General features: G+C 39.4%; 15 protein-coding genes. 6 read left to right on the top strand and 9 right to left on the bottom strand.

The window, feature by feature from the left end; translation table 11 throughout:
- Positions 1–138: 138 nt before the first annotated feature.
- A complete protein-coding gene (locus GM418_RS13785) occupies positions 139–726 on the top strand; it encodes a DJ-1/PfpI family protein (protein ID WP_158867254.1) in 588 nt (195 codons plus the stop codon).
- Positions 727–784: 58 nt separating this feature from the next.
- On the opposite strand, the gene GM418_RS13780 is transcribed toward GM418_RS13785, so the two are convergent.
- The 9 genes from GM418_RS13780 to GM418_RS13740 all read right to left on the bottom strand — a co-directional run bounded on the left by GM418_RS13780 (position 785) and on the right by GM418_RS13740 (position 10,706).
- The gene (locus tag GM418_RS13780) at positions 785–1,858 is read right to left on the bottom strand and encodes an AMP-binding protein (protein ID WP_158867252.1); all 1,074 of its coding nucleotides are present in this window, start codon (positions 1,856–1,858) and stop codon (positions 785–787) included.
- On the bottom strand, positions 1,858–2,907 hold the full coding sequence (gene menC / locus GM418_RS13775; protein WP_158867250.1) for an o-succinylbenzoate synthase: 1,050 nt from the start codon (positions 2,905–2,907) through the stop codon (positions 1,858–1,860). The genes GM418_RS13780 and menC overlap by 1 nt, the downstream gene beginning before the upstream one ends.
- On the bottom strand, positions 2,904–3,812 hold the full coding sequence (locus GM418_RS13770) for a 1,4-dihydroxy-2-naphthoate polyprenyltransferase (RefSeq protein WP_158867248.1): 909 nt from the start codon (positions 3,810–3,812) through the stop codon (positions 2,904–2,906). Before GM418_RS13770 ends, menC begins: the two co-directional genes overlap by 4 nt.
- Before the next feature lie 9 nt (positions 3,813–3,821).
- Positions 3,822–4,640, bottom strand: a complete 819-nt coding sequence (gene menB, locus GM418_RS13765) for a 1,4-dihydroxy-2-naphthoyl-CoA synthase (RefSeq protein ID WP_158867246.1) — start codon at positions 4,638–4,640, stop codon at positions 3,822–3,824.
- Entirely contained in the window at positions 4,615–6,312 is a 1,698-nt protein-coding gene (menD, locus tag GM418_RS13760; protein WP_158867244.1) for a 2-succinyl-5-enolpyruvyl-6-hydroxy-3-cyclohexene-1-carboxylic-acid synthase, read from the bottom strand. The genes menB and menD overlap by 26 nt, the downstream gene beginning before the upstream one ends.
- Before the next feature lie 3 nt (positions 6,313–6,315).
- On the bottom strand, positions 6,316–7,446 hold the full coding sequence (locus tag GM418_RS13755; RefSeq protein ID WP_158867242.1) for a chorismate-binding protein: 1,131 nt from the start codon (positions 7,444–7,446) through the stop codon (positions 6,316–6,318).
- Positions 7,446–7,865, bottom strand: a complete 420-nt coding sequence (locus tag GM418_RS13750; RefSeq protein ID WP_158867240.1) for a PaaI family thioesterase — start codon at positions 7,863–7,865, stop codon at positions 7,446–7,448. The genes GM418_RS13755 and GM418_RS13750 overlap by 1 nt, the downstream gene beginning before the upstream one ends.
- 138 nt (positions 7,866–8,003) lie before the next feature.
- Positions 8,004–9,341, bottom strand: coding sequence for a sensor histidine kinase (locus GM418_RS13745; RefSeq protein ID WP_158867238.1), 1,338 nt, complete (start codon positions 9,339–9,341; stop codon positions 8,004–8,006).
- Positions 9,342–10,706, bottom strand: coding sequence for a sigma-54-dependent transcriptional regulator (locus tag GM418_RS13740; protein WP_158867236.1), 1,365 nt, complete (start codon positions 10,704–10,706; stop codon positions 9,342–9,344).
- Positions 10,707–11,004: 298 nt separating this feature from the next.
- On the opposite strand from GM418_RS13740, the gene GM418_RS13735 reads away from it, so the two are divergent.
- The 5 genes from GM418_RS13735 to GM418_RS13715 all read left to right on the top strand — a co-directional run bounded on the left by GM418_RS13735 (position 11,005) and on the right by GM418_RS13715 (position 17,508).
- On the top strand, positions 11,005–12,351 hold the full coding sequence (locus GM418_RS13735; protein WP_158867234.1) for a TolC family protein: 1,347 nt from the start codon (positions 11,005–11,007) through the stop codon (positions 12,349–12,351).
- 39 nt (positions 12,352–12,390) lie between these two features.
- Positions 12,391–13,647 carry an efflux RND transporter periplasmic adaptor subunit gene (locus tag GM418_RS13730; RefSeq protein ID WP_246222839.1) on the top strand — a complete coding sequence of 419 codons (1,257 nt, stop codon included), beginning with the start codon at positions 12,391–12,393 and terminating at the stop codon, positions 13,645–13,647.
- Between the two features lie 121 nt (positions 13,648–13,768).
- Positions 13,769–14,464 carry an ABC transporter ATP-binding protein gene (locus GM418_RS13725; protein ID WP_158867232.1) on the top strand — a complete coding sequence of 232 codons (696 nt, stop codon included), beginning with the start codon at positions 13,769–13,771 and terminating at the stop codon, positions 14,462–14,464.
- Between the two features lie 74 nt (positions 14,465–14,538).
- Positions 14,539–14,748 (top strand): hypothetical protein, encoded by a 210-nt coding sequence (locus tag GM418_RS13720; RefSeq protein WP_158867230.1) that lies wholly within the window; start codon positions 14,539–14,541, stop codon positions 14,746–14,748.
- 357 nt (positions 14,749–15,105) lie between these two features.
- Positions 15,106–17,508, top strand: coding sequence for an ABC transporter permease (locus tag GM418_RS13715; protein WP_158867228.1), 2,403 nt, complete (start codon positions 15,106–15,108; stop codon positions 17,506–17,508).
- The last annotated feature ends 52 nt before the right edge of the window (positions 17,509–17,560 follow it).

The following is a 17,560-nucleotide window of genomic DNA, read 5'->3' as shown; positions in this document are numbered from 1 at the left end:
AAAAAATCATTGGCCAATTAAGCAATAAATAGCCAAAGAAACCTTTATTTTAGACAAAAAATAATGTGTATACCACCGGTGGCTTATAAACAGTCTTTAAGGTAAGAACAACAAAACCAATTAATAACTAAAAAGAATATGCAAAAAAAGAAAGTAGTAGTGTTTCTGCCTAGAGCGTTTGAAACGATGGAATTTAGTGTTTTTATAGATGTTCTCGGCTGGGCAAGGGTTGACTATGGACATGATTTATTAGTTGACACCTGTGGTTTTACTAATAAAGTGATGAGCACTTTTAATGTACCTGTAATCGTCGATAAAACCATTGAAGAAATAAACGTTGACGAATATGACGCCATCGCTATTCCGGGCGGATTTGGCGAATTTGGTTATTATGAAGAAGCTTATGACGAGCAGTTTTTACAACTAATTCGGGAATTTAATGCAAAAGGTAAAATCATTGCATCCATTTGTTCGGGGGCATTCCCTGTGGCCAAAAGCGGCGTTCTTGAAAATCGGCGAGGAACCACTTACCACTTAAAAGACGGGATTTTTCAACAAAAACTAAAAGAATTTGGGGTGAATGTTGTGAATGAGCCTGTTGTAGTTGACGGTAATATTATTACTTCTTATTGTCCGGAGACTGCTCCAAGAGTTGCCTTTGAATTATTAAAAATGCTGACTTCGGAAGAAGAAATGACCGTGATAAAAAAAGCTATGGGATTTTAAGAAAGATACAAATTCCACTTTTTACTGATTAACGATACAAATAATTTTTCAGCCCAAATCAGAATTTTAAAACAAGTTTCGACAAGGCTTTTCGGTCGATTTTGAACGATTTATTTCGAGGAAATTCTGCGACAAAAAACACGGCTTTGGGAAGCAGTTTCCGATCAAAATGTAGCGCTAATTTTTCCAAAATTTCTTCAGAAATTACTTTTTCAGAAGTTTCTACAACCAACACCATTTTTTGTCCCAGCAGCTCATCGGGAAATGCTAAAACAGTACATGTTTTTTGCAGAATGTCTTCAAATTGTTTTTCCAAAGTTTCGGGTTGAATTTTTATTCCGCCGGAGTTAATCACATTGTCGAAGCGCCCCAACCATTTGAATTTATTAGGAGAAACCATTTCTACTCTGTCGTTAGTAATAATTTTTCCAGGAAGATAAGTCGTTTCAATTACCAAACAATCCCGCTCATCGGTTGAAAGCTGAACATCGGGCAAAGCAGTAAACGTATCTTCTACATCTTTGCCGTTTAGTTTTTTTAAGGCAACATGCGAAGAGGTTTCTGCCATTCCATAAGTTTCAAAAACCTGCGTCTCCACTTGCTGAAGCTGAGCCAACAAATCCGAACCGGTTTCTGCACCACCCAGAATCAGCGTTTTTATATTCGGCCACAAATTTTTCTCCAACAAATGTGTCGCCTGCATGGGAACCATTGCACAAAAATCGATGTGGCCAATTCCAGCGAAATCAGGCGTTCCTGTGGGGTGAATCAACTTTAAATTTAATCCGGCCAGCAAAGCACGAACCACCATCATTTTCCCGGCAATGTATTGAACCGGCAGACAAAGCACAGCCCAATCGCCTTCCTTTAAGTGGAAAAAATCAACTGTATTTTGGGCAGAAGTGAGCATTGCGATTTTGGAAAGTTCAATCGTTTTCTCTGCTCCGGTTGTTCCAGATGTTTGCTGCTGAATTGTTGTTGAATCGCCCAAAAAATCCAAAATAAAACGATAAACATCCAACTTCCAGCCGGGCGCTGAGCCAGTCGCTATTTCACTTTCACAAAACCGGAGCAATTCTGTTTTTGTAAAATATTGGTTGTTTACGGTTAATCCTTTTATTTCCACGTTCATCACAACAATTTTAAATCCCAATTTTCATTTGAATTGTAACGAATGTACCCTTCCGAAACATACAACGGACTTTTGACGTTATTTGTAAACAATGCTCCTGTTCCCAAGCCTTGAAAATTGTTTGTTTTCAAAGTTGCCGTCCACTGAGCGATGGCATTCAACCCGATATTTGATTCGAGAGCAGACGTTACCCACCAACCAATTCCTCGTTTTTCAGCCAGGGAGATCCATTCTTCAGAAGCTTTTATTCCACCGGTAAGTGTCGGTTTCAGAATAATATATTGAGGCTGAATTTCATCCAGCAACTGCTCTTTTTCCTTGAGTGCACTAATTCCAATCAACTCTTCATCAAGCGCAATCGGAAGCGGTGTTTCTTTACACAGTTTTTTTATTTCATAAATTTGCCCCGCTTTTATGGGTTGCTCAATGGAATGAAGATTAAAAGTGGCCAGTTCTTCCAAAATGAAAAGTGCTTTCTCAGCAGGAAATGCGCCGTTGGCATCCACTCGAATTTCCAATTGTTCAACCGGAAACCGTTTACGAATGGAACGTAAAATATCCAGTTCCGACTCAAAATCAATGGCTCCGATTTTCAATTTTAAACAGGTAAAACCGGCAGCCAGTTTTTCCTCCACCTGCTTTACCATAAAATCTTTGGTTCCCATCCAAATCAACCCGTTGATAGGAATTCCTTTTTCGCCTTGTGTAAATTCCGTGGGATAAAGCAAAACCGGAGAACCCGTTTCCAAGCCTTTTAAAGCTGTTTCGTAACCAAAACGCACCGCCGGAAAATCATCTAATTCAGAAGCGGGAATTTCTTCTCCGCGATTTATCTTTTTGACGAGCTCTGTTAAAATTTCTTCAAGATTTGGAAGGGCATCGGGACTTAATTTGGGAAGCGGAGCAATTTCGCCAATCCCCCTTTTTGATGGATTTTCTTTTTCAAAAAGTGTAAGAAAATAGACTTCTTTTTCGGTTAACACGCCGCGCGAAGTCCCTGCGGGTTGTTTGAAAAATAACGTTCGTTTTGAAACCGATGCATTTATCATTTTACAAGAAAAACTCCCAATGAATAGCTAACGGAAAAGAAAAAAGTAGTGAGTGCCAGCACCTTTAGTTGGTTGTTCAATTTGTCAGGCACATGATTTTTAAACACTTCATACAAATGAAAACCAAGCGGCACAATCGACAGTAAAAACATCAACTGATAAACCGATTGCCAGGTTTTTATTACATAAATCAGCGATAAAACCGGCGATAAAATAATCAGCAGAGCGTGGTAAACTTTTGCATTTTGCGAACCGATGCGAACCACCAAAGTTCGTTTTCCGCTGGCGGTATCATTTTTAATATCGCGCATGTTATTCAGATTCAAAACCCCTGCGCTCAAAAATCCAATCGAAGCAGCCGGTAACAACAAAAGCGGCTCAAACTGATTTGTATGCAGAAAAAACGTTCCGCAAACGCCCAGTAATCCAAAAAAAACAAACACAAAAATATCTCCGAAACCCGAGTATCCGTAGGGATTTTTTCCAACAGTATATTTTATCGCCGCAACGATACTGGCAATTCCCAAAACAAAAAATAAAATCATCATTCCGGCGTTGGCTGTTTTTATTCCAGAAAAAATCAACAAACCACCGGAAATAAACGACAGGATAATGAACACCACAATCATCCGTTTCATCTCCTTTTTGGAAATTTTACCGGATTGTACAGAGCGCTCCGGCCCTACGCGATTGGCGTTATCCGTTCCGTGTTGCGAATCACCAAAATCGTTGGCGAGATTCGAAAGAATTTGTAAAAATATAGTGGTAGAAATGGCTAATCCAAAAACCAGGGGACTAAACTGGCCGTTTGCATACGCCAGAAAACTCCCCAGAATTGCGCTTGACAATGCCAATGGCAAGGTCCGCAAACGAAAAGCCTCTATCCAGAATTTCAACTTCTCCATACCTGAAAATTAAGGAAATTTCGGGTATTTTGAAAAATCCGGTTTCCTTTTCTCCAAAAATGCATTTTTACCTTCGTGCGCTTCTTCCGTCATGTAGTAGAGCATCGTGGCGTTTCCTGCAAATTCCTGGATTCCGGCCTGTCCGTCAAGTTCGGCATTTAATCCGGCTTTAATCATTCGAAGTGCCAACGGACTGCGTTCCATCATTTTCTGCGCCCATTCAACAACAGTGTCTTCCAATTTATCGAGCGGAACAACCTTGTTTACCAGGCCCATATCAAGCGCTTCCTGTGCTGAATACTGTTCGCAAAGGAACCAAATTTCACGCGCCTTTTTCTGACCGACCACACGCGCCAAATACGACGAACCAAAACCTGCATCAAAACTTCCTACTTTCGGGCCGGTCTGACCAAAAATTGCATTTTCAGAAGCAATGCTCAAATCGCAAACCACGTGTAAAACGTGCCCGCCGCCAATCGCATAACCATTTACCATGGCAATTACCGGTTTCGGAATCGAGCGAATTTGTTTTTGCAAATCGAGAATATTCAAACGGGGAACACCATCGCTGCCAATGTAGCCTGCAAAACTTTTTACATTTTGGTCGCCGCCACTACAAAAAGCTTTGTCGCCTTCACCTGTAAAAACAACAACCGAAATATTCGCGTCTTCGCGGCAACGCACCATCGCATCGCACATTTGTTGCGTAGTGTCGGGTGTAAAAGCATTTCTGTATCGCGGACGGTTGATGGTAATTTTGGCAATCCCTTCAAAAAATTCAAATTTTATTTCGCTGTACTCTTTAAGCGTTATCCATTTTCTTTCCATAATTCGCATTTAAAAATTTGAAAAAATTTTTTGTTATCTGTGGCTCTCCGTTGTTCGGAGTTCTTATTTCCAATATCTCAGCTTTGTCGCTGTCTTTGCAACTTTTTTGAATGGAAGATTTAAGTTCACTTTCCGACTCGCACAAGTTGTAATTCAAACCAAAAGCTTCACTTAACTTTTTGAAATCAACGGGATGATGCGCATTTACGAGCGGCGAAAATGCTTCGTTTTGCGAAGGCCCTTTTAGCAAATGAAAAATTCCACCTCCTTCATTATTCACCAAAATAATTTTCAGGTTTTTCGGAAGATCTCGATTCCACAGGGCATTGGAATCGTAAATAAACGCCAAATCGCCAACAATCACAAAAACCGGTTTTTCTGTTTTTGATGCCAGCCCGGCTGCCGACGACAAACAACCGTCAATTCCGGAAACTCCGCGATTGGAATAATACCTTCGCTGCTTTTGGCTGAAATACAAAAGATAACGAACAATGCTGCTGTTCCCTGCAAAAACAATTGCATCATCAGGTAAAGTTTCCGAAAGCTGACTGAAAACTTTCAAATCTGAATAAGCAATTTCTCTATTGTATTTTTCAGTTAAAAAGGTTGCATTCTGTTTTTCCTTCTTCCAGAATTTTTTGAACGCGCTGTCGGTTCCTGTTGATTGAGCATTCAAACTTTTCAAAACAGAAAGAGGCTCAGCCTGAATATGTCCGCTTATATTTTGAAACGTGTCAATCAGTTGTTCTCCAGGTGAAATAAACCAAAATTTTGTATTCTTCAGTTCACGAAGAAAAAGCTTGATTTTTTTTGAAACCACCTGCCCGCCAAAATAAATCGCCAATTCAGGAATGGCTTCTTTGGGATATTGAGTTTTACTATTTAAAATAACTTCCGGATTCGTCAATCCAATTTCATTGTCCAAATTGGCAAGTGGTTCCGCAACGACAACAACACGTGAATCGGCAGCCAATTTGTTAACTGTTTCTTTTAAATTCTTGTCCGGCGAAAGTTGCCCGCAAACCAATATAATTGCCCCTGCTTTTTGCCAGTCTTTCCGTAATAAGCTGTTTGCAGGCAACATACTTTCCGGTTTTTCTTTCTGAAGTACGGGAATATTTTCTGTGGGTTCCGGCAGGTTTTCATACAAAGGTTCACGCAAAGGAACATTTATATGCACCGGCCCCGGATTTCCCGAAGTCGTTTTATAAAAAGCTTCGTTTATGGTTCGGTATGCCATCCAAAGATCATCAGAATTGGAAGATTCCACCGGAAACGAATAGCTTGCTTTTATATAGTTCTGAAAAATATTTTCCTGTTGTATGGCCTGGTTGTCCTGCTGCCCAATCCACTCTGCAGGTCGGTCGGCAGTGAGAACCAAAAGCGGAACCTGTTGATAAAAAGCTTCCGCAATTGCCGGCGCATAATTTAAAATGGCCGTTCCTGACGTTGAAACTAAAACGGAAGGTTTCCTTGTAATTAACGACTGACCGAGCGCAAAATATCCAGCGCTCCGTTCATCAACCAAACTCCGGCATTTCTCACCAAAACGTTTGTAAAAAGCCCAAATTAAAGGAGCGTTCCGCGAACCCGGCGAGATAACCACATCTTCAACACCGTGAGCAAAAAGAATTTCTGCCAGGTCAGTTATATGTTGAAGTTTTTGCGCCATTAATTATTTACTGTCATAAATAACCGAAAGTAAAGTCCCCGCTTTTATTTCGGTCTCATACCACTCGTCGACGGGGTGAGAATCGATTGTCAAACCGCCACCTGAATATAACACTATCTGAGAACCGACAATTTTCATACAACGCAAATTTACAAACAAAGAAACGGGATTCTCCATTCCCACCGGGCCAAGAAATCCACTGTAATATTCACGGTTATGTTTTTCAATCGACTGTATGATTTCCAGTGCTTTATCTTTAGGAAATCCGCAAATTGCAGGCGTCGGATGCAGGTTATAAATCAAGTAGCCAAGGTTACCATTCATCGCCCCTGCCACAGAGGTAAAGTCAGTTCTTAAATGTAACAGGTTTCCGGCCTTCTTTACATAGGGCCCATTGTGTTCTATATTCTCCCAATGATTCTCGTTTAAAACACTGTCGATATAATCGGAAACATACTGCTGCTCCTGCTTCTCCTTGCTTCCCCAATTCTCAAGCAACTGATATTTCTTTTTATCCTCTTTTGTTCCCGCCACCGACGACGTATGAAAAATGTTATTTTCAAAAAAGGCAAAAGGCTCGGGAGTTGCTCCCATCCATATTTGATCCCGGGCTTTAAATACGTATATGAATGCATTTGAAAACCTGTCGCATAGCTTGGAAAATATTTCCTGAATTTTTTCGCTCAAATCATAATTCACAATCTTTGCCCGACTTAAAACTACTTTCTGAACTTCGTTATTTTTTATTAAACGTGTTATATTTTCAATTTGTCCGAGATATTCTTCCATTGACACTTCGTAAGGAAGCAAATTTTCGACCTCTTCACTTCCCCCATGTTTAATTCGAGATATTTCATCAAATTGCTTTTTTTGTGTCTCCCCATCTAAAAAATAATCAGGTGATATTATAAACATCCGGTTATCTTCCGAGTGTAAAAACGGAGCAATTAAGAATCCCCTTAATTCATTGATATTCGAAAGTGCTTCAATCTCTTCTGTTTCAAGATTTTTTTGCACCATCAGTTTCGGTCTTGTCTGATTTGGCAGCCGGTAAGCTGCAAATGTCAGGTTATTTTGCAGACACAGCGAGATTGTTTCCCCGATAGTTTTAACTGATGTTTTTGTCCTGCTCATTAAACTTCTTCTTTCTTTTTATCAGCTATTATATTAGTAACCCTTACAGTAGAGATAAGTTTATGGTTTTCGTCGGTAATTTTTACTTCCCAAACATGGGTTGTTTTTCCTTTATGAATAATTTGCGCGTTAGCCTGTAATATTCCTTCCTTAACGGATGATATATGATTCCCCGAAACCTGAAGTCCGAAAACATTAAATTTTTCGCGGTCAACCATCAGATAAGACCCTGCTCCCGCAAGAGTTTCTGCAAGAGCCAGAGAAGCTCCCCCATGCAAAAAGCCGTTGGGCTGAATCGTATTACTATTTACCGGCATGCTGGCCTCAATATTATCCGAAGAGAAACGGGTAAATTTGATACCAAGCAGTCCAATCATCGATTGAGCACAAAATTCGTTTAATGCTTTAATCTCATCCATATTACAGTCAACTATTCCCTAACCTCATTTTGGTTCGTGACACAATGTTAGTAAACTCTGTAGCCTAAAAAAAATGACTTTAACCGAACAAAAATAAAAAAACAATTGATAGCGATAAATTTAAGCGTTCATTTTCGTTTAAAAGACAATGGTAAACGATGTATTTTTGGTGTGTGATTCTAATTTTAGAGCACCGCCATGGAGTTGCATTACCTGCCGTGAAAGACTTAGCCCAATTCCTGAGCCAGACTCTTTTGTAGTAAAAAAAGGAATAAAAATTTTATCCGCTAAATCATCCGGAATTCCCGGTCCGTTGTCGGTGACTGTAATTTGAGCGCGCCCGTTTTCATTGATTCCCGCTTTGATTTTTATTTTCCCGTCGGCGGTATCCTTTAGGGCTTCAAGTGCATTTTTTATCAGATTTATCAGTACCTGGGATATTTGTTTTTTATCCGCTGATATTTCCAGATCTTCAGGATCAATCTCCCTGGTAATTTTAATGTTTTCTCCAACGGGCTCTACGTTAATAAGAGTGACCGTATTATCAATAAATTCTCCAACATGAATTGTCTTTTTCTCGGGGCGTGGAATTCTTGTCAGTTTTCGGTAAGTTTCCACAAATCCAATCAGCCCGTTTCCTCGCTCATTAATTATTTCCAGCCCTTTCATTGTATTTTGAATGACTTTTTCGGTGGGAGGAGTATTATCAAGTTTTTTGAAATAACCCAGTATTGTTTCTGAAAGGGAAGTAATTGGTGCCACGGTATTCATTATTTCATGTGTTAAAACACGAATCAACTTGATCCATGATTCCAATTCTTTTATCTCCAGTTCATTTTTGATATCCTGAATAGCAACCAATTGAAAATTCTCCTGAGTAGTTTTAAAAAGTGTTGATTTTAAAGAAAGTTGAATCGCTCCGTTTTTACTGTTAAAGTTTACCAGCTTCCGATCGCCGGGCTGCAACTCTTTTAAGGCTGAAAATAATTTTTGATCGAGTCTTAAAATCTGGTTAATGTGGGTCAGATGTTCGTGCCCCAGTAACTCTTTTGCCGCAGAATTGGCCAGAAAAATAGTTCCCTTTTCATTATAGGTAATAATCCCGATGGAAACATGTTCAAGTATCGTTTTAAAATACTGTTCCTGTTCACGCAATTCAAACTTTATATTTTTTATCAATTCATTTACCTTGTTCAAGCTGGCATTTAAATCATCCAATGCTTTATTACCTGTATTTACCGGAAAATTCAGAGTTGAATCATCGTTTCTTATGGCATCGAAGAAATACGCTATTTTGCGGTTGGTACGGTTTAAAAAATTAATCAGTTCGGCAACTTCAATAACAAAAACAAAAAAGACAAAACTTACCAAAACATAAACATGTTCTGCAAAAATCAACCACCCAAGCATTACAGCTGTCGCCGCCAGCAAAAGAACCCTGAAAATAATTCTCCTATTTAAATTCTGGCTGACCATTTACAGGTTATATTTTTTCATTTTATTGTACAGTGTCTGCCTTGTAATTCCAAGCTGATCCGCTGCGGCCGATAAATTCGAACTGCTTTTTTGTAATACTTTTGAAATCATTTTCTGTTCCATTTCTTCAATGGTTCCATCAAAAACATCACCTGTACTGTGCATCACCGGCTTAAAAAAGAAATCATCGGGTGTCAGTTCATTTTTATCGGATAAAATGACGGCTTTTTCAATGGTATGCTGCAGCTCGCGAACATTACCAGGCCACTGGTAACTGGCCAGTTTTGAAAGTCCGGCATCCGAAATTTTATAGCAGCCTTTACGGTATTTGTTGCAATATATTTTAAGAAAGTATTCTGCAATGGCAACCACATCTTCTTTTCGTTCGCGCAAGGGTGGAATTTCTATATGAATTGTATTTATCCGGTAAAGCAAATCTTCTCTGAATGTGCCATCGGCCACCATTTCTTCAAGATTCTGGTTGGTTGCACAAACCAACCGGATATCTACCGGAACAGGTTTGTTACTTCCTATTGGAGTTACTGTACGATTTTGTAAAGCAGCCAGTAATTTTGGCTGAAGGTGAACCGGCAAATTCCCTATTTCGTCTAAAAACAAGGTACCGCCAGTTGCATTTTCTATTTTTCCGGTCCGGTCTTCGCGGGCATCTGTAAATGATCCCTTTTTATGACCAAAAAGTTCGCTTTCAAAAAGGGTTTCACTAATAGCGCCCATATCTACATTCACGATAATTTCTTCCGCTCGTTTTGAATGGCGATGTAGTTCACGGGCAATCAATTCTTTTCCGGTTCCGTTATCTCCGGTAATTAATACATTGGCATCGGTTCGGGCTACCCGGCGGACAAGATTTAAAATCTTCAGCATTTGTGGCGACCGGGCAATAATAAAATGCTTCTCCTTGCTCATTTCGCTTTTCAAAGCGCTTTCCCGTCTTTTCAGTTGTTTTATCTCTTTTTTCGATTGCTGAAGTTTGTATACATTCCGAAGTGTTGTTCTTAATTTTTCATTGTCCCAGGGTTTAAGGACAAAATCGGAAGCCCCTTTTTTGAGCGCTTTCACGGCCAATTCCACGTCGCCGTATGCAGTAAATAAAACCACTTCCATATCGGGTCTCAACTCCTGAATTCGTGACAACCAGTATAAACCTTCGTTACCTGTATTTACTCCGGCTGAAAAATTCATGTCAAGCAGAACCAAATCGTAGGCACCGTTTTCAATTAAGGACGGAAGTTGATTTGGACTGGCGATGGCTTTAACTTCTTCAAAGTCATCCTGCAACAATATTTCAAGTGCACTTAAAATACTTTTGTTGTCGTCAACTATCAGTAATTTTCCTTTGGTCATCTTTACCTGATTTAAGAGCAAAGTCGCTATAATTCACAATCCAATTTTTCAACCAGGCTTATTTTGCCTTTTGCAGCTTTGCAGGGAATATACATTTAAATATTTTTTATTTCAAAAATAAACCGAGCCAATTTTATTTCAAACCATGTGTATAATTATTTGACACTTTTTGTAAATTTTTTTTACACCACTTGATAAAAACAGCTACAAAACACATTTTAATCAGCTACAAAAGAAGCAGTTATAATTCGTGGCATTTTTTTGGCATTCATCCAGAGCATTGAAACATTTTTATGATATGACGAAAACTTTGTATTTAATATTGATTCTATCGCTCTTTCAGGGCAAACTCATACATGCACAGGAAAAATGGACATTGGAACGATGTATTGAATATGCAGTAGCCAATAACCTTGACATAAGAGACAGGGAACTTCAATCTGAAATAAACGAAGAATATTTTAAACAATCAAAAAGAAATCTTCTACCCTATGTTTCGTTAAGTGGAGGGGGCTCTAATTCATTTGGGAAATCACTTGATTACGATACGTATGAATATACAAATACAAGTCGGATATACAGTTCGTTTAACCTTTCTACTGGAATAGATATTTTTAGAGGATTCATCCGGCAAAACACAATTTCTCTTCGGAAAATGAATCACCTGGCAGGCATTGAAGATGAAAAAATGCAGAAATACAACATTGCTTTTTCGGTAATGGAAGCCTACTACAATACAGTTTATTTCAAAGGGCTAATGGAAATAGTGGCAGAACAAATAGAGTTGTCGAGACTAAACGTTGAACAGGCAAAAAGACAGATAGCACTTGGGTTAAAGGCAAAATCGGATTTACTGGAAATGGAATCGGAGCTCGCAAAAGAAGAAGTAGTTTATATTCAAACCGAAAATTCGTATAAAGGAGCTTTACTCGATCTAAAACAAACCATGAACATTACACCGGATGAAGATTTTGACATCGAATATGCATCAACAGGGGATAACCTTTCAGGAGTTGATTCAACTACACCATCCGCTATTTTTAACAAAGCGCTTGATTTTTACCCGACTGTAAAAGCCGGCGAATTGAGAAAAGAGGCAGCTCAGAAAGAGCTTGCAATTGCCAAAGGATATCTGTGGCCAAGCCTGTCTTTGTCAGGTGGCTATTCTTCTTATTTCTCAAAAATAAAGGGAAATACCAATACTGAATCCTTTGGAAATCAAATAAAGAATAATGCCAGTCAATCAATCAGTTTATCATTGAGCGTCCCTATTTTCGAAAAGTTGGCATATCGTTCAGATATCAAACGGGCACAACTGAATTATTTGCAGGCGGAGACTCAGGCAGAAAAAACTTCTCAAGAACTATTTAATAACGTTACACAGAACTATCAGGAACTGGAATCGTACAGTGCTGAGCACAACCAACTGGCAAAACAGGTCGATTTTGCAGAGATTGCATACGAAGTTGCAGAGAAAAAGATGGAACAGGGCCTGATTAGCGTTATCGAGTTGTATTCTTCAAAAAATACACTGGCACAGGCAAAAAGCGATTTATTACGAACAAAACTTCAGTATACAATTAAAAAGAAAACAATTGACTTTTATTTGGGAAAGCCGTTACCCGGAATTTCATTAATAAATTAGAATTAAAGTATTTATCTTGACAATAAAAAGGACTTAATTATGGCAATGGACAGAAAAATTGAGAAGAAAAAGGGCATCAGGCCAAAACACATTATTTATGCAGTGGCTGCCATTTTATTTGTTTTTCTTCTTGTGAAAATTATAAAAGACTCAAATGTAACTTCGCTTAAAGTTGATGTGGACAAAATCACCATTGAAGAAGTTCAACAAGGAAATTTTGACGACTATATCCGCACCAACGGTACTGTTGAACCGATTTCAACCATTTACCTTGATGCAGAAGAGGGCGGACAAGTTACCAACCGGCTTATTGAAGAAGGCTCGGATTTAAAAAAAGGAGATACAATATTAATTCTCGAAAACCGTCAACTGTATCAGGAAATTATGAACAGCGAATCGAACCTGGCACAAAAACAAAACATGCTTCGGCAAACCCGTATAAACTTCGAAATTGCACAAATTGAATCAGAAAAATCATTGCTGAATTCTGAATTCGAAATCATAAAAAAGAAACGAAATTACGAACAACAGAAAGCATTGTTTGAAGATGAGCTTGTTTCAAAAGAAGAGTATCTTGAAGCAAAAGAGAATTATGAACTGGCTGTTAAATTGCAGAAAATTAATGAACGAAAAGCAAAAAACGATTCATTAATAAGGGCATCAGAAATGGTTCAGCTTGAACAGGATCTCGACAAAATGCAGCAAACACTTTCGCTGGTTTATGAGCGCCTGGACAACCTGAACGTGAAATCGCCGGTTGACGGGCAGTTGGGAATGCTGGAGGCCGAAATCGGGCAAAGCATTGGACGAGGCACACGAATTGGCCAGATTAATGTACTGACGGATTATAAAATTGAAGCACTCATTGATGAACATTATATTGATAGAGTCAGAGGAGGTCTAAATGCAACATTTGAACGGCAAAACAGTCTTTTTAATTTAAGGGTTAAAAAGGTGTATCCTGAAGTGCGAAATTCACAATTTCAAATTGACCTCGTTTTCACCGATGAAAGACCGGATAATATACGCACAGGGCAAACCTATTACATTAATCTGCAACTGGGGCAACCAGAACAATCGCTTCTGGTAAGTTTGGGAGGATTTTTTAACAGCACCGGTGGACAATGGATTTACGTAGTCGATCCTTCGGGTGATTTTGCTACAAAACGAAACATCAGGATTGGACGAAAAAATCCGAAATATTATGAAGTGCTGGAAGGACTGGAACCAGGAGAGAGAGTGATAACCTCGGGATATGATTTATTTGGGGATAACGATAAACTGATTTTGAGATAAAGGGACGCTCCCTAAGCCTCGGCAAAGGCGAGGGAACAAAAAAGCAAAAAATGAACATAAAATATATAAATAATCAACTTTTTAAATCTTCCCCATTTGGGGGAATTAAAGGGGGCTTAATATGCTAAAAACTGAAAAACTCACAAAAATCTTCCGGACAGAGGAAGTTGAAACTTTTGCTCTGAACGAAGTATCGATCAATGTAAAAGCAGGCGAATTTGTGGCCATTATGGGACCATCGGGTTGCGGAAAATCAACTTTGCTGAATATTATTGGCTTACTTGATAATCCAAGCACCGGGAAATATTTTTTTGATGGAACCGAAGTGGGAACATACAAGGAGCGCCAGCGCACACAAATGCGTAAAGGAAACATTGGCTTTGTATTCCAAAGTTTTAACCTTATCGACGAACTTACAGTATATGAAAATGTGGAATTGCCACTCATTTACCTGAAAAAGAAAGTAAGCGAACGCAAAGAAATGGTAAATGCTGTTTTGGAACGAATGAAAATAGGACACCGTGCCAAACACTTTCCACAACAACTTTCGGGTGGTCAGCAGCAACGTGTAGCAATCGGACGTGCAGTGGTTGCCAATCCAAAACTAATCCTTGCGGATGAGCCGACAGGTAACCTCGATTCAAAAAACGGCCTCGAAGTCATGAACCTGTTAACAGAATTAAACAAAGAAGGAACAACCATTATTATGGTTACGCACTCAATGCATGATGCTGGTTTTGCTCACCGCGTAATTAACCTGTTTGACGGTGAAGTTCTGACCGAAAATGTAAACGAGAAAATGGCGGAAATACTTTAGTCATTTGTCCTGAAAAATCTTTGCCGGATTTTACTGCCTCAAAGCTGAAAACAATAAACATTAAAAAATAGAAAATGAATTTTTTATTTTTAAAACTTGCTTTTCGGAATATCCTGAAAAACAGGCTAAATGCGTTTATTAATATTCTTGCCTTACAATTGGCATCGCCGCCTGTCTTTTTTATTTTTCTGTTTATAAATTATGAAACCGGTTTCGATGACTTCCAGTCGAATAAAGAAAGAATATTCCGGGTTATGGGAGCTTTTAATTCGGATGACAGGTAGAAAGCAATCTACCTGATTTACTTTGTGCAATGAGGTAAACCAGTATGAGGAAAAACGGGGAGGAATGACAATTTCTGCATGGTTACAGAACGTTGAAGATGTACATCTGGCGGGCGTATATTTTCACCAGCAGGAATACTGCACCGGGAATTGCACTGTTGACAGTTAGTTGCCGGAGTTGGAAAGCGGCTATCCGGAATTTGCAGAAGCGATGAGCTAAGAGTAAAGATCCTCCAACCGCCTAAAAAAGAGGAGGAAACTACAGGACCTGCAAAACAGAATGTCGATTAAGGGATGTAACAAATATACACCGGCTCACTTGTGTAAACAGGCCGAGAGAATAAAAGCAGAAAACACATGAAAAACTTTTTAAAACTGGCATTTCGCAGACTACTTCGAAAAGGAGAGCATACAACAACACGAATCATCTCACTTATAGCCGGACTGGCATTTGGCATACTGTTGTTGTCAGAGGTATTGTATTATTACAGCTTCGACAGTTTTTATCCCAACGCCAGCCGCATTTATATTGTTCAGGAAAACTTTAAACGAGACAAATCTTCAAATAAGATGGATAGCTGGGGACGTGTAAGCGGTGCAGTTGCTCCCGGGTTAAAAGCAGAGGTTCCGGGTATTGAAGCAGCAACTCGGTTAAACAGTATTGGTTCATCCGTTTTTTATACTGAAGATAAAAAGAGCTACTCAGCGCAATTTTCTCTGGCCGACGAACATTTGTTTGATGTGCTGCCCCGCCCGATGATTAACGGAAACCCCAAAGATATACTCAGCAGTCCTATGACCTGTATGATCTCAAGTAAGATTGCAAATGAAATGGGGGGAGATATAACAGGCAAAATCATTGAATTAAAAGAATATCCGGGAAGAAAACTGACCATTGCCGGAGTATTTGAAGAACTTCCTGAAAACACCAACTACGAATATGACGTACTGATCTCAATGATTTCCACAGGACAATTTTTCTCCTGGGATGGTTCTACCAACTGGTTAGGAAACGACCGTTATTATGCCGCAGTAAAACTCGCTCCCGGAGTAGATCCTGAGAGTCTGGCGCCGGCCATTCGAAAAATGCAGATAAAATACCAGGATATTGAAAGCCTGGAGCAACAGCAAGGGGGAATGGTGCTGAAATACACACTAAAACCAATCAAAAAATTATATTCGAGTGGCGTGAAAGATATGATTCTGATACTTGCGACAATTGCTTTTGCCGTATTATTTGTCTCTCTCATGAATTACACATTACTTACGCTTAGCGCTTTAATAAAACGAGCAAAAAGTTCGGCCATACATAAAACATGCGGTGCCGAAGCAAAAAACCTTCAGCAGCTGATTTTCTCGGAAACCTTTGTTTTATTTCTGATTTCATTTATTGGTGCATTCCTTCTCATCTTGGTTTTAAAACCGCTGGCGGAAGCGCAGGTAGGACACAAACTTATTTCGGTGTTAAATCCTGTTGTTATCTGGCCTTTACTTTTTCTGATTATAACACTGGTAATTTTAACCAGCTACCTGCCAGGGCGTTTTTTTTCCCGTGTTCCGGTGGCAACAGCCTTTCGCAATTTTCAACAAAAAAAGAACAGATGGAAACTCGTATTACTTTCCTTCCAGTTTGTGGGTGCATCATTTATCTTGACAATGCTGGTAATCGTGAGCATGCAATATGGCAGTATTATTAATGCCAACCACGGATACCGGACAAAAGGAGTCTATTACGGTTCAACCAGTGGAATGGAAGCCGAGAAAATTTCTACGCTGTTAAATGAATTGCGTGCAGTACCGGGAGTGGAAACGGTGGGTATGGGCTGTGGAGTGCCAATCGAAGGAGCTTCAGGCAATAACATCAATTCACCTGACAAAGAAAAAGAGTTGTTTAATGTAGCTGACTTTTACTGGATAGACGAAAATTACCTTTCGATATTAAACATTCCGGTTCCTGAAGGAGAAGGTTTTACACAACAAAATTCAGTAACCAACGACGTGCTGATTAGTGAAAAAGGCGCAGAAAAGCTAAAAGTATTTAATGGATGGAAAAATGTGGTTGGCGAACAGGTCGACATTAGTGAACACGGACAAACAACAATCAGGGGTGTTTTCCCCGATTTTATTATCAACACAATTACTGCTCCCGATCTTCGGCCATCGGTATTTTTCTATTTCCCCCAGGAAAAATTTGAACAGGTAAGAGCTGAACGTTCTTCTTTTTCATTTTACATCCTTCTGGAGGTAAACGAAACTGCTGAAGCGGGAATGTCAAAAAAGATAACAGATATTTTCAATCAGTTTCTGCCTCATCAGGATGCGGTTGTACATAGCCTTGAACAGGAGCAAAAATACAGCTATCAGGCTGAGAAAGGTTTCCGTAACGCCATGATGGCCGGAAACATTGTAATCCTGCTGATCACAATTATCGGTTTGCTTGGATACACTTCAAACGAAGCTGCACGCCGCCGCAAGGAATTGGCAATTCGCAGAATTAGTGGCGCAAATCTTACCGATATTCTCCGGGCTTTTATTGTTGATCTGGAATACATAGCTATACCAGCAGTACTACTCGGATTAACAGGAGCGTGGATTACCGCCCACAAATGGATGCAAAATTTTGCCTCAAAGATTGATCTTCATTGGGGAATATTTGTTGCCTGCAGCCTTTTTGTATTGTTGATGGTAGCAGTAATAGCCGCTGCAAATTATACCCGCACAGCCAACCGGAATCCGGTTGAAGCTTTACGTTATGAATAAGCCCGGGGAATCGGAGCCGACTGCTCGTAAATAGAAGTACTGAGATAAATAA

The sequence above is a fragment of the Maribellus comscasis genome, from assembly GCF_009762775.1.
Classification (GTDB): domain Bacteria; phylum Bacteroidota; class Bacteroidia; order Bacteroidales; family Prolixibacteraceae; genus Draconibacterium; species Draconibacterium comscasis.
Note: the sequence above shows the minus strand (reverse complement) of the source record. Positions and strands in the feature narration are given on the sequence as shown.